A 12,875-nucleotide genomic window follows, 5' to 3' on the forward strand; every position below is an offset into this window, starting at 1 on the left:
TCAATAATTGATTGTTATTAATTTACCACCGGTACCTCATATTCTAAAAACACATTTTCACCATTTGGATTTTTTCCTTGATAAAATTTAAAAATATAAGAACCATTATTAGTTACATAAAAATTGAAAGTGTACGACGCTTCTGCATCTGCACCAGTTAAATCAACGCAATTATTTTGTTGTTCAATAGCGCATTCAACGGCAACCGTTCTTATGTTTAAATGTTTATCATAAAACAATTGGTTGAAAAAATGGCAGGTTGTCGGTTTGATATAATGCACAGTGATTGGATAGGTTTGACCTAATGTAAATTCGGTTGGAATGTCAACACTTTCTATAGGCATTAATTTTAAACTATATGAATTTCCTTCATCAGGGGTACAAGCGTTAAATAAAAATACGATGGCAAAAAGGGCTATTATTTTTTTCATTTTTATAATTATTTTGTTGTTATGATGAGTTACTTAAAAAAAGGTTGCGTCAAGGTAATAAAAAAACCCATCTTGTTTTTTGCAAACGTGACGGGTTTTAATTTTTTTAAGCATTGTTTGCTTTGATAAGATCTTTTATTTTTTGTTCTAATTCGTCTGCTAATTCGGGATTGTCTTTAATTAAAACTTTCACGGCATCTCTTCCTTGACCTAGCTTGGTATCGCCATAACTGAACCAAGAGCCCGCTTTTTTGATGATTTCAAATTCTACGGCTAAGTCAAGAATTTCGCCTGTTTTTGAAACACCTTCGCCATACATGATGTCAAATTCGGCAGTTTTGAAAGGTGGTGCGACTTTGTTTTTTACCACTTTTACTTTCGTTCTATTTCCTATTACATTTTCTCCGTCTTTAATTTGAGAGGAACGACGGATGTCTAAACGTACTGAAGCATAGAATTTCAAAGCATTTCCTCCAGTAGTAGTTTCTGGGTTACCAAACATCACCCCGATTTTCTCTCTTAATTGATTGATAAAAAATACGGTACAATTTGTTTTACTAATTGTTCCAGTTAACTTTCTTAATGCTTGTGACATCAAACGCGCATGTAATCCCATTTTTGAATCGCCCATTTCACCTTCAATTTCGCTTTTAGGTGTTAGAGCAGCAACCGAATCAATTACGACGATATCAATAGCGCCAGAGCGGATTAAGTTTTCCGCAATTTCTAGTGCTTGTTCCCCGTTGTCTGGTTGGGAAATGATTAAATTCTCAATATCAACACCTAATTTCTCGGCATAATTTCTATCAAATGCATGCTCGGCATCTATAAAGGCCGCAATTCCACCCGCTTTTTGTGCCTCTGCGATAGCATGTAAGGTTAAGGTTGTTTTTCCTGAAGATTCTGGGCCATATATTTCTATAACTCTTCCTCTCGGATACCCATTTACACCTAATGCTAAATCTAAACCAAGCGAACCTGACGGAATTACTTCAACTTCTTCAACAGCTTTGTCGCCCATTTTCATTACGGTTCCTTTTCCGTAGGCTTTGTCTAATTTATCTAACGTTAGTTGTAATGCTTTTAATTTGGCTTCTTTTTCTGAACTCATTTTTTCTAAATTTTGTGGCATAAAAATAATGCTTTTTTTGATGTTATAGGATTCCTATTTGAGGAGTTTTGAACAAATTATTTTAATCTTTAACGTAATTGTAAAAATAGTAGGTTTTGATTTTATAGAGGTACAGAAAAAGTGTATATTTTGATAAAGTTTTAAAGGATGATTTTTATAACATCCTTCGATTTTTCCTTATTTTTGCAATCTATTTATATGTCATGGAAAAACTTATTTCGTATCCTATTTCAATAGTATATTATGTATGCTTTGGATTTTGTTTGGTTATTTTTCATCCTATACAATGGGTTTGTTTACATCTTTTTGGATATCAAGCACACAAGAAGAGCGTCGATTATTTGAACTTTTTTCTGGTAAGATGCACCAATCTTTTAGGGACAAGATATACTTTTGAAAATAGAGAAACCATTCCTAAAAACGCTCCGATTATTTTTGTTTCTAATCACCAGAGTTTATATGATATTGTTGGAATTATTTGGTATTTACGCCGATTTCACGCCAAATTTGTCAGTAAAAAAGAATTAGGAAAAGGCATTCCAAGTGTTTCTTATAATCTTCGTCACGGCGGTTCTATTCTCATCGATAGAAAAGATCCTAAACAAGCGATACCGTTAATAAAAGGATTGTCAGAATATATTGAAAAGCAAAAACGTTCTGCCGTTATTTTCCCAGAAGGGACAAGAAGTATAAACGGGAAACCTAAGGAATTTGCACAAAGTGGACTAAAAATTTTGTGTAAATATGCACCTTCAGCTTTTGTTGTTCCAATAACTATTAATAATTCGTGGAAAATGGTTAAATTTGGTGCGTTTCCAATGGGTTTAGGAAATCATTTGCAATTTATCATTCATGAAGCCATTCCAGTAAGCGAATTTACTTTCGAAGAATTAATTGTCAAAACAGAAAAAGCAGTAACCCAATCTATTAAAATATAATTAGATATAATGTCAATACATAACATTCGCCTAGAAGTCATGCAGTTTCTAGAAAACAAAGTAGAAGGCTTCATGGAGGAGTTTTTAATACCAGTTGAAAAAATATGGCAACCATCGGATTTTTTACCCAATTCTGAAGAGGAAAATTTCTTTGAAGAAGTAAAAGAGTTACGCGAAATAGCCAAAGATTTACCCTACGATTTTTGGGTTACCCTAGTTGGAGACACCATCACTGAGGAAGCGTTACCAACCTACGAATCGTGGTTGATGGATGTTGATGGTGTAGGTCAAGTAGAAAATAATGCATGGAGCAAATGGGTACGTCAGTGGACAGGTGAAGAAAATCGTCACGGTGATTTATTGAACAAATACTTGTATTTATCGGGCAGAGTGAACATGCGCGAAGTAGAAATTACCACCCAACACCTAATTGCTGATGGATTTGATATAGGAACCGGTCGCGATCCATACAAAAACTTTGTTTATACTTCTTTTCAAGAATTAGCAACCTATATTTCTCACAACAGAGTTTCACAAATTGCAAAAGAGTATGGTGATAAAAAGTTATCAAAAATATGCAAAATGATTGCTGGCGATGAAATGCGTCACCATCATGCGTATAGCGAATTTGTAACTCAAATTTTTAAAGTGGATCCAAGTGAAATGCTATTGGCGTTCAACTATATGATGAAGCAAAAAATAGTAATGCCGGCTCAATTCTTGAGAGAATCTGGCGAAAAAATAAGTTCGGCGTTTTTAAATTTTTCAGACTCGGCCCAACGAATTGGAGTCTACACCGCTTCAGATTATGTAGATATTATGCAAAAGCTAATTGAGAAATGGGAAATAGATAAACTTTCGGGCTTAACTGATGAAGCTGAAAAAGCGCGTGATTATCTAATGAAATTACCGGCAAGAATGGCAAAGGTTTCTGAACGATTGATAATTCCAGCAGAATCTACAATTTTCAAATGGGTTGAACCCGCTTTGATAAGATAATTTACAGAAATTCCAATAACTAAAATTCCAAATTCCAAAACGTAGTAGAATTTGGAATTTTTTTATCAAATAAAAATGACATTGATAGATAGAACTATAGCATTTGTAAAAGCGAAATTGGATAAAGCCGAAGGCGGACATGATTGGTTTCATATTGAACGCGTTTATAAAAATGCACTTTTAATTTCCAAAGACGAAGACTGTGATTTGAATGTTGTTCAGCTTGGTGCTTTACTTCACGATATAGCAGATAGTAAGTTTCATGACGGAGACGAAACCGTTGGTCCAAAAACAGCTAGAGCTTTTTTAGAAAGCGAAAGTGTTGATGAGCAAACCATCAGTCACGTTATTAATATTATAAAAAACATATCATTTAAAGGCGGAAATTTTGGTCAAAAGTTTTCTTCCAAAGAACTTGAGATTGTTCAGGATGCAGATCGTTTAGATGCCATTGGCGCTATTGGAATAGCCAGAACGTTCAACTATGGCGGGTTTAAAAACAGAGCAATTTATAACCCAGCAATTGCTCCAAACTTAAATATGTGTAAAGAGGAATATAAAAAATCAGAGGCACCAACGCTCAACCATTTCTATGAAAAACTTCTTTTGTTAAAAGATAAAATGAATACCGAAACGGGTAAAAAAATTGCACAAGCGCGGCACAAATATATGGAAAATTTTCTTTCGCAGTTTTATGCCGAATGGGAAGGGGAAAAATAGTGTTGAGTTTTCAATTATAATAAGTAATCCCAAAAATTCTCTTTGTGAATGACTTGAGTTGTTTTTGGATGGTACTTTTCCGTAAATGATTTAGTGAATTTTACTTTAACATTCGGGTTGTATTTTATTTCAAAAGCATCAATTTCATTATTTTTTATTTCCAAAAAATCAATTTCAGCTTGTTGTGTGTTACGCCAAAAATAAGTGTCCTTAAATTGTTGCTCATACGACAATTTCTTTTTTCTTTCGCTAATAATAAAATTTTCCCATAGTGGACCGATGTCGTCACGAAGCTCAATAGGATTGAAGTTTTTGACAATTCTATTTCGTAAGCCAACATCCCAAAAATAAATTTTTCTACCTTTTTTTAGTTCGTTATCTTGATTTTTACTAAAGGCATTTAAGCTGAAAACGATAAAGTTTTTTTCGAGAATATCAATGTATTTTTCGACCGTCAACCGATTAATTCCCAAATCATTTCCTAGCGAGCTATAATTTATTTCGGCCCCAATTCGGAATGCCAACATATGAACCAATCGTTGTAATGTGGACGATTTTTTAATTCCTTCCAAATTCAAAATGTCTTTGTATAAAAACCCATCTACCAAATCATTTAGAATTTTTTCTTCTTTCCCAGGATTGGAAACAACTTCGGGATAATATCCATAAACCAAGCGATGAGGTACCAAACGGGTTTCTTCAATAAAATTAGTATGATTAACCATTTCTTTATAACAAAGAGGAAAAAGCTGAAGTTCTTCTTTTCTTCCCACCATACTTTCTTTTGTTTTGTCTGCCAATTCAAAAGCACTACTTCCAGAAGCAATTATTTGTATTTCGGGAAAATTATCAACCATCCGTTTGATGAGCAAACCAATATTGGAAATCATTTGTGCTTCGTCAATTACTAGGATTTTGTTGTTGCCAACCAATGCTTTCAACCTGTCTGACGTAATATTTTCTAATAATAGTTGCGTGTCGGGTTCATCGCCGTTTAACCACAGATACGAATTGTCTTTGATTGTGTTTTTTATCAAGGATGTTTTTCCTACTTGTCTTGCCCCAAAAACTAGGATAGCTTTGCCTTTAAAAAGATACGAATCTATTTCTTGTTGTTGTAATCTAGGTATCATTATATACTTTTTATTGTGCAAATATACAATAATATGATATTACAATATCAAAAAAATATAATTATATGATATTACAACATCTAAAAAATATAATAATATGATATTTTAAATACGGTTTTTTAACTAAAAACTAATTACTGAACACTGAACACTAAAATTATTTTCCCTTAAAAACTGCTTTTCGTTTCTCTAAAAATGCTGTAGTTCCTTCCTTAAAATCTTCGGTGCCAAAGCATTTTCCAAAGTTTCTGATTTCGGTTTCATAACCATTGACCCCATCTTTATAATTAGCATTGATAGCTTTTATGGCTTTGCTAATGGCCATTGGTGAATTTCTGATAATTTTAATTGCAATACTTTTTGTAAATTCAAGTAATTCTGATTGTGGTACGACATGATTTACTAAGCCATAATTTTTAGCTGTTTCAGAGTCAATCATTCCAGCAGTCATGATGAGTTCCATGGCACGCCCTTTTCCAATTAGTTGAGGTAAACGCTGGGTGCCACCATAACCAGGAATGACACCAAGAGAAACCTCGGGCAGACCCATTTTTGCATTATCCGAAGCTACTCTGAAATGACACGCCATTGCCAATTCTAATCCGCCACCGAGGGCAAAACCATTGACAGCAGCAATGACAGGTGTTTTTAAATTTTCGACAAAATCAAACAATAATTCTTGTCCTTGTGCGGCCAATTGTGCCCCTTCTTCTACAGAAAAATGAGCAAATTCAGAGATATCAGCACCAGCAACGAAAGCTTTTTCGCCTTCGCCAGTAATGATGATTACGCAAACTTCTTCCTTGCTTTCAAGATTTTTAAAAGCGTTGTGAAGTTCTTGAATAGTGGCAACATTAAGCGCATTTAGTTTAGATGGACGGTTGATAGTGATTTGTCCGATGCCGTTTTCAATGGAAACAAGTATGTTTTCGAAGTTCATGGTTTGATAATTAGAGTAAAATAATTTGTGATAATTTGTGAAATCTGTGTTTATTTAACAATAGGAAGCGACACGATGAAAGTGGAACCTTTTCCGAGTTCTGTTTCAAAAGTAATGGTTCCTTTATAATTTTCTATAATATTTTTTATAATTCCTAAACCCAATCCCATTCCACTAGTTTTGGTAGTGAATTTTGGTTCAAAAACATGTTCAATATTTTCTGTTTCAATGCCAATACCATTGTCTTTTACGGAAATAATTACGGTGTCATCCATTTCATTTACAGATACCAAAATTTGTTTTTCTTCTTGCTCGTCTGGAATAGATTGAATGGCATTTTTGACTAAATTGGTAATAATCCGAATCAATTGTGTTCTGTCCAGTTTTGAAATAATTTCTTCTTCATTACTTTCGAAAACAATAAAATCTTCGTTAAAAATATCCAATGCGAGCTCTACCACTTGAACTACATTGAGCGTTTCGTTTTGTTGCGCTGGCATCGATGCAAAGTTAGAAAATGCCGAAGCCACAGCACTCATGGTATCGATTTGTTGAATTAATGTTTTAGAATAATCGTTCAGTTTTTGTTTTAAATCAGGATCATTAGCATCAAACTTTCTTTGGAAACTCTGCACCGTCAAACGCATTGGTGTTAATGGATTTTTGATTTCATGCGCCACTTGTTTTGCCATTTCTCTCCACGCTTGTTCCCGTTCGCTTTGAGCTAGCATGGTGGCGCTATCTTCGAGTTTATCCACCATCTGATTGTAGGCATTTATCAAGGAATTAATCTCTTTACTATTGGCTTCGATAACAATTTTCTCGTTTTTTTGATTCAAACTCGTTTCGTTGATTTTGTCTGAAATGGTTTTTAAGGATTTGGTAATATAACTCGACAGGAAATAAGCCAATGCAAAGGCGATAATTAACATAAATGAATATACCTGACTTAATCGCAATAAAAATTGGCGCAGTTCGGTTTCATAAAAACCATCATCTTCAACATAAGGAATGTTCAAAATCCCCAAGGGTTTGAATTTATCATCTTTAATTTGACTGTAGGAAGATCGGTTTTTAACGCCGTTTACATTTTTAATGTCAACATACCTTTTCTCAACGGATGATTGAACAAGTTTCAGAATATAAGTCGGAATAGGAGGCGCAACTTTATCAACCGAAAAAGAGGCTTTTGAAGATTTTAGTAGTTTTCCATTCAGCCCATAAATATTAATCTCAAGATTGTGAATATCTGCTAATTCATGAATTTTATCTTTAAAAATCAACGGAAGATTTCTTTCGGTAAGCGGATAAGTGGTGTTTGATAGCACATAATTGATGTGCTCTTTGATGGCAAATTCTTTTCGGTCTAGACGTTCTTGATGGTAGTCTTTGGCTTCATTTTTAAATTGAATAATCGATATGGAAGCCATCAAAATGGAGGCAATAACTATCAATATAATCATCGAAAGGAAAATCCTAATTCGAAGCGATAGCATTGACATTTTGAAGTTTTTGACCATTTTAAATTTTTTACCACAAAGACACAACGAAGGCACAAAGCGCACAAAGTTTGATAGTGTTCTTCGCGCTTTCTTAATGAACTTAGTGGTTAGATTTTCGTTCGCGAATTCTTTTATAAAACTTAAATCCAAGCATTATCAAAACCGAAAACAAGACAATTCCGATTACGCCATAAACCCAGTTGAAAGCATTTTTTAAAATTACTAAAAAAACCACAGCAAAGAGGATAATTGTTGCACCTTCATTCCACAACCGCATGAAGTTGGAAGAATACTTAAACACATCGTTTTGTAATGCTGCGTAAATTAAATGACATTTTATTTGGTACGCAATCAGTAAAACGACAAAGCCCAATTTAACATGCATCCAAGCCGTTTGTAACCAATCAGGCATTAAAATCAATAACCAAATGGCAAACAACGTAGCTAAAACAGCACTAGGCCAAGTGATAATATACCACAAACGATAGGTCATGATTTTGTACTGCTTTTGTAAAATTTCCTTTTCGGGCGATGGTTTGTCGTTGGCTTCAATTTGATATACAAACAAGCGAACAATGTAGAACAAACCCGCAAACCAGGTGATAACAAAAATGAGGTGCAATGATTTTATGTAGTTGTAGAGTTCCATTTTTATCAGTTTTCAGTTTTCAGTTTTCAGTTTTCAGTCGAATTATAACAACTTGAAACCTTAAACTTGAAACCAATATTATTTTTCAAATTCTTTAATCCAACTCGCAACCACACCACACCATTCGTCTTCATCATTCATACACGGAATTGCCATAAATTCCTCGCCACCATGATGCAAAAACTGTTCGTTGGCTTCCATCGCGATTTCTTCTAAGGTTTCCAAACAATCAGCTACGAAAGCGGGAGTCACAACCGCTAATTTCTTTATACCTTTTTCGGGCATTTTATTAATTTCAACATCGGTATAAGGCGTTAACCATTTGTCGCCTGCTAGTCGTGATTGAAAGGTTTGGCTGTATTTTCCTTCTGGAATTCCTAATGTTTTTACGACTTGTTTCGTGGTTTCATAACATTGATGGCTGTAGCAAAACTCATGAGCAGGCGATGGTGTGTTGCAACAAGTTCGATCCATTTTGCAATGTGATTTAGTTACATCGGTTTTGCGAATATGCCGTTTCGGAATGCCGTGATACGAAAACAATAAATGGTCGTAATCAAATCCTTCTAAATGTTTTTTAATGGAGTTGGATAAGGCTTTGATGTAATCAGGTTTATTATAAAACGCAGGAACAATCGTGAATTTCATTTCCGGGAAAAACTGTTGACGCAATTCTTCTGCCAAAACTAAAATCGTTGTTGTTGAAGCCATAGCGTGTTGTGGATACAGGGGCAAAAGCATCACTTCGGTTACGCCTTTATCTTTCAATTCTTGCAATCCTTTTTTAATTGTAATGGTGCCATAACGCATCGCTAAGGCAACTGGAATATCTACTAAAGTTTGCACTTTTTTGTGCATCTTTTTAGAAATTACTATCAAAGGCGAACCTTCACTAGTCCAAATTCGACTATACGCTTCAGCCGATTTTTTGGGACGCGTTTGTAGAATTATTCCACGAACCAATAAAGCTCGTAGTAAAAACGGCACATCAATCACGTATTTATCCATTAAAAATTCATCTAAATACGGCTTTACAGCTGCCGGCGTTGGACTTTCTGGCGAACCCAGATTTACTAATAATACTCCTTTCATTTTTTGCTTTTATAAATATGAAACCTATTTTTAATTGTTTTGACTCATTGACATTAAATACTTCTTTGGTGTAGTGGTAAATTTTTTCTTGAATGCTGCTATAAAATGACTTCCCGTACTGTACCCAATTTTTAATCCCACTTCATTTACATTATACGAACCAGAATCTAATAATTGTCGAGCATATTCCATTTTATAATCAAATAGGAAACCATAAACTGTGTCTCCATAAATTTGTTTGAAACCCATTTTCAGTTTTTTCAAAGTGAGTCCAACTTGATTGGCGAGTGATTCTAAACTTGGTGGTTCCGCCATATTAGCAATGATGATTTCTTTTGCTTTTTTGATTTTCAACACGTTTTCTTCATCTATCAAAAACGGACATTGTTCTGCATTTGGATCTTCATTGCGGTTAAAAAATAAACTCAGCAATTCATATCCTTTGCCCTTATAGTATAAATTTTTGATGGATGGATTTAAATTGTAATGAAACATTTGGTTCAAAACAATTGCCATCGATGGACTTATATCACTTTCGTTATAATATTTCTTGTCTTTGTTTTCTTGACTCAAAAACGGAATATGTTCCGCGTCTGTAGTAAACAAACCATGAAATTTTTTGATAGAAACTAATATGGTAATTAGCCAAGATTTAGGCGCAATTTCAATATTTAGCGGCAACTCTTTTTCGGGATTATAAAACAATAGGCACTTTTCTTCTTTTAGATCTAATATATAATTCCCATTATTGAAGATAAATTTTGCGCTTCCTTTTAATCCAAAGTGAAATTGTATCAAACCCAAAGTTACCGGTCTTTGAAAAGTAGAAGCTTTATCAGTATCATTCTGAAAACGAATTAAGATAAAATCGTCATCAATTTTTATTTCTTCTTTTGAACCCATAGCGATATTTTTTTTATTCTGAACTTGATTCAGAATCTATTTTATAAATCTATTTATTTAGAATAAATCTATATAAGAACTAAATTAATAGTTGATTTCACTACAAATTTAAAAGAAATAACGATATAAATACAATTGAATACAAAAATAACTCATAGCGACACAAAAAGTTCTTTTAGCGTTGTTTTTGTTAAAAGCATAACGATAACTTTGTTCCTCTCTTAGGTAAAGAGTAAAATATGGAAAACGGAAACATTTCAAAACATAGTACTTTTTATGTTGTTGGTTTGAGTTATAAAAAAGCCGATGCCGACATTAGGGGAAAATTCAACTTGGATGAAAGCGGGAAGAAGAATGTTTTAATGCAGGCGCAACAGGAAGGGATTGAATCGTTACTGGTCACTTCTACCTGCAACCGTACAGAAATTTACGGATTTGCTCAGCATCCGTTTCAATTAATCAAGTTACTTTGTGACAATAGTCAAGGCACCGTAGAAGATTTCCAAAAAGTGGCTTACATCTATAAAAACCAAGAAGCGGTTAGTTATATGTTTCGAGTTGGGACTGGGTTAGACAGCCAAATTCTTGGAGATTTTGAAATTATCAGTCAATTAAAATCAGCATTTGTAGAAAGTAAATCAATGAATTTGGTAAATGCTTTTATGGAACGATTGGTGAATGCCGTTATTCAAACAAGCAAGCGAATTAAAAATGAAACCGAAATTTCTTCTGGCGCTACTTCTGTTTCTTTTGCATCGGTTCGTTATATTTTTAATAATGTAGAAAATATTGCCAATAAAAATATTTTACTTTTTGGTACTGGAAAAATTGGAAGAAATACTTGTGAAAATTTGGTAAAACATACCAAGCACGAGCAAATCACCTTAATCAATCGTACCAAAGATACCGCCGAAAAATTGGCCCGAAAACTGGATGTAGTGGTTAAAGATTACGCTGATTTGCAATTGGAAATTCAAAAAGCCGATGTGCTGGTTGTAGCCACTGGAGCACAAAACCCTACAGTTGACAAAGCCATTTTAAATTTAAAAAAGCCGTTATTGATTTTGGATTTATCCATTCCAAAAAACGTAAACGAAAATGTCACAGCCATTGATGGCGTAACTTTAATTCACTTAGATCATCTGTCGCAAATGACCGATGAAACTTTGGAAAATCGCAAAAAACACATTCCTGCTGCTGAGGAAATTATTGAAGAAATTAAAGACGAATTCATGGCTTGGACTAAACAAAGAAAATTTGCCCCAACAATCCATGCATTAAAAGAAAAACTAAATTCTATTAAAGAGTCGGAATTAAGTGTTCAAAGAAAAAAGTTATCCAATTTTGATGAAGCTCAAGCCGAACTAATTAGTACTAGAATCATACAAAAAATCACCAATCATTTTGCCAGTCATTTAAAAGACGATAACACTATGGTTGATGAAAGCATCGAATGGATTGAAAAAATATTTCAGATAGAAACTTCTTCTAAATAAAATGACCAAAACAATCAGAATAGGAACTCGTGACAGCGAACTCGCACTTTGGCAAGCAAAAACGGTAGAAAAATCCCTAAACGATTTAGGATATAAAACCGAAATCATTGCCGTAAAATCGCAAGGCGACATTATTCTTGACAAACCACTTTACGAACTCGGCATTACCGGAATTTTCACTAAAACGTTAGACATTGCCATGATAAACGGTCAAGTTGATATTGCCGTACATTCCATGAAAGATGTGCCAACGGCTTTACCAAAAGGCATTGTGCAAGCAGCCGTTTTAGAAAGAGCTACTGTTTTGGATATTATAGTTCACAAAGGAAACACCAATTTTCTTGAAAAAGGAGCTACCATCGCCACCGGTAGTTTACGTCGCCAAGCACAATGGCTCAATAAATATCCCAATCATACCGTTGTTGATTTGCGAGGAAATGTCAATACCCGAATGCAAAAACTGAATGATAACGATTGGAATGGAGCCGTATTCGCCGCTGCAGGACTGGAACGAATTAATCTAAAACCTGATAGTTTTATCAATCTCGATTGGATGACTCCAGCGCCAGCACAAGGAGCAATGGTCGTTTTGGCCATGGGAAATGACAATTATACTATAGATGCGGTTTCTCAATTAAATCATATTGAAACAGAGATATGTACATTTATAGAAAGACAATTTCTAAGAACTTTGGAAGGCGGATGCACTGCACCAATTGGTGCTTTGGCGAAATACGACCAAGAAGATGAAACCATTATATTTGAAGGAAATCTGCTTTCGCTTGACGGAAAACAAAAGACAGAAATCAAGAAAATAGTACCAATAGAAGATTGGAAAAAATTAGGATATCATTCGGCTCAAGAAATTTTGAATAATGGCGGAAAAGAATTAATGGCGGAGATAAAGAATCAAATGAAGTAATAATTTTTTACAAACCCT

13 protein-coding genes are annotated in these 12,875 nt (G+C 34.2%); 5 read left to right on the plus strand and 8 right to left on the minus strand.

The window, feature by feature from the left end; translation table 11 throughout:
* Nucleotides 1-17 precede the first annotated feature (17 nt).
* Together ACIQ2L_RS03325 and recA are read right to left on the minus strand one after the other, a co-directional pair.
* On the minus strand, nucleotides 18-431 hold the full coding sequence (locus ACIQ2L_RS03325) for a hypothetical protein (RefSeq protein WP_396156412.1): 414 nt from the start codon (nucleotides 429-431) through the stop codon (nucleotides 18-20).
* Between the two features lie 106 nt (nucleotides 432-537).
* On the minus strand, nucleotides 538-1,542 hold the full coding sequence (recA, locus tag ACIQ2L_RS03330) for a recombinase RecA (protein WP_396156619.1): 1,005 nt from the start codon (nucleotides 1,540-1,542) through the stop codon (nucleotides 538-540).
* 224 nt (nucleotides 1,543-1,766) lie between these two features.
* Between recA and ACIQ2L_RS03335 the strand changes: the two genes are divergently transcribed.
* From ACIQ2L_RS03335 to ACIQ2L_RS03345, 3 genes are all read left to right on the plus strand, one after another.
* Complete coding sequence (locus ACIQ2L_RS03335; RefSeq protein ID WP_396156414.1) at nucleotides 1,767-2,501, plus strand: lysophospholipid acyltransferase family protein; 735 nt, start codon at nucleotides 1,767-1,769, stop codon at nucleotides 2,499-2,501.
* 9 nt (nucleotides 2,502-2,510) lie between these two features.
* Nucleotides 2,511-3,500 carry an acyl-ACP desaturase gene (locus ACIQ2L_RS03340; protein ID WP_396156416.1) on the plus strand — a complete coding sequence of 330 codons (990 nt, stop codon included), beginning with the start codon at nucleotides 2,511-2,513 and terminating at the stop codon, nucleotides 3,498-3,500.
* Between the two features lie 75 nt (nucleotides 3,501-3,575).
* Nucleotides 3,576-4,220 carry an HD domain-containing protein gene (locus tag ACIQ2L_RS03345; protein WP_396156418.1) on the plus strand — a complete coding sequence of 215 codons (645 nt, stop codon included), beginning with the start codon at nucleotides 3,576-3,578 and terminating at the stop codon, nucleotides 4,218-4,220.
* A gap of 14 nt (nucleotides 4,221-4,234) precedes the next feature.
* Here the strand turns inward: ACIQ2L_RS03345 and ACIQ2L_RS03350 are convergent, their stop codons facing one another.
* The 6 genes from ACIQ2L_RS03350 to ACIQ2L_RS03375 all read right to left on the minus strand — a co-directional run bounded on the left by ACIQ2L_RS03350 (nucleotide 4,235) and on the right by ACIQ2L_RS03375 (nucleotide 10,439).
* The gene (locus ACIQ2L_RS03350) at nucleotides 4,235-5,353 is read right to left on the minus strand and encodes an ATP-binding protein (protein ID WP_396156419.1); all 1,119 of its coding nucleotides are present in this window, start codon (nucleotides 5,351-5,353) and stop codon (nucleotides 4,235-4,237) included.
* A gap of 157 nt (nucleotides 5,354-5,510) precedes the next feature.
* A complete protein-coding gene (locus ACIQ2L_RS03355) occupies nucleotides 5,511-6,293 on the minus strand; it encodes an enoyl-CoA hydratase/isomerase family protein (RefSeq protein ID WP_396156420.1) in 783 nt (260 codons plus the stop codon).
* 50 nt (nucleotides 6,294-6,343) lie between these two features.
* The gene (locus tag ACIQ2L_RS03360; protein ID WP_396156621.1) at nucleotides 6,344-7,756 is read right to left on the minus strand and encodes a sensor histidine kinase; all 1,413 of its coding nucleotides are present in this window, start codon (nucleotides 7,754-7,756) and stop codon (nucleotides 6,344-6,346) included.
* Nucleotides 7,757-7,895: 139 nt separating this feature from the next.
* On the minus strand, nucleotides 7,896-8,444 hold the full coding sequence (locus tag ACIQ2L_RS03365; protein WP_396156422.1) for a CopD family protein: 549 nt from the start codon (nucleotides 8,442-8,444) through the stop codon (nucleotides 7,896-7,898).
* Between the two features lie 78 nt (nucleotides 8,445-8,522).
* A complete protein-coding gene (gene hemH, locus ACIQ2L_RS03370; protein WP_396156424.1) occupies nucleotides 8,523-9,536 on the minus strand; it encodes a ferrochelatase in 1,014 nt (337 codons plus the stop codon).
* Between the two features lie 30 nt (nucleotides 9,537-9,566).
* Entirely contained in the window at nucleotides 9,567-10,439 is an 873-nt protein-coding gene (locus ACIQ2L_RS03375; protein ID WP_396156426.1) for a helix-turn-helix transcriptional regulator, read from the minus strand.
* Nucleotides 10,440-10,678: 239 nt separating this feature from the next.
* On the opposite strand from ACIQ2L_RS03375, the gene hemA reads away from it, so the two are divergent.
* Complete coding sequence (gene hemA / locus ACIQ2L_RS03380) at nucleotides 10,679-11,935, plus strand: glutamyl-tRNA reductase (protein ID WP_396156428.1); 1,257 nt, start codon at nucleotides 10,679-10,681, stop codon at nucleotides 11,933-11,935.
* A 1-nt stretch (nucleotide 11,936) separates the two neighbouring features.
* Nucleotides 11,937-12,857 carry a hydroxymethylbilane synthase gene (hemC, locus tag ACIQ2L_RS03385; RefSeq protein ID WP_396156430.1) on the plus strand — a complete coding sequence of 307 codons (921 nt, stop codon included), beginning with the start codon at nucleotides 11,937-11,939 and terminating at the stop codon, nucleotides 12,855-12,857.
* The last annotated feature ends 18 nt before the right edge of the window (nucleotides 12,858-12,875 follow it).

Origin of the sequence: Flavobacterium sp. (assembly GCF_044369455.1) — a bacterium.
GTDB lineage: Bacteria > Bacteroidota > Bacteroidia > Flavobacteriales > Flavobacteriaceae > Flavobacterium.

Coding starts and splice junctions, on each gene's coding strand:
- ACIQ2L_RS03375 (WP_396156426.1), bottom strand. CDS start 10,439: ATGGGTTCAAAAGAAGAAATAAAAATTGATGACGATTTTATCTTAATT.
- hemA (WP_396156428.1), top strand. CDS start 10,679: ATGGAAAACGGAAACATTTCAAAACATAGTACTTTTTATGTTGTTGGT.
- ACIQ2L_RS03350 (WP_396156419.1), bottom strand. CDS start 5,353: ATGATACCTAGATTACAACAACAAGAAATAGATTCGTATCTTTTTAAA.
- ACIQ2L_RS03355 (WP_396156420.1), bottom strand. CDS start 6,293: ATGAACTTCGAAAACATACTTGTTTCCATTGAAAACGGCATCGGACAA.
- ACIQ2L_RS03335 (WP_396156414.1), top strand. CDS start 1,767: ATGGAAAAACTTATTTCGTATCCTATTTCAATAGTATATTATGTATGC.
- recA (WP_396156619.1), bottom strand. CDS start 1,542: ATGAGTTCAGAAAAAGAAGCCAAATTAAAAGCATTACAACTAACGTTA.
- ACIQ2L_RS03340 (WP_396156416.1), top strand. CDS start 2,511: ATGTCAATACATAACATTCGCCTAGAAGTCATGCAGTTTCTAGAAAAC.
- hemC (WP_396156430.1), top strand. CDS start 11,937: ATGACCAAAACAATCAGAATAGGAACTCGTGACAGCGAACTCGCACTT.
- ACIQ2L_RS03365 (WP_396156422.1), bottom strand. CDS start 8,444: ATGGAACTCTACAACTACATAAAATCATTGCACCTCATTTTTGTTATC.
- ACIQ2L_RS03345 (WP_396156418.1), top strand. CDS start 3,576: ATGACATTGATAGATAGAACTATAGCATTTGTAAAAGCGAAATTGGAT.
- ACIQ2L_RS03325 (WP_396156412.1), bottom strand. CDS start 431: ATGAAAAAAATAATAGCCCTTTTTGCCATCGTATTTTTATTTAACGCT.
- hemH (WP_396156424.1), bottom strand. CDS start 9,536: ATGAAAGGAGTATTATTAGTAAATCTGGGTTCGCCAGAAAGTCCAACG.
- ACIQ2L_RS03360 (WP_396156621.1), bottom strand. CDS start 7,756: ATGATTATATTGATAGTTATTGCCTCCATTTTGATGGCTTCCATATCG.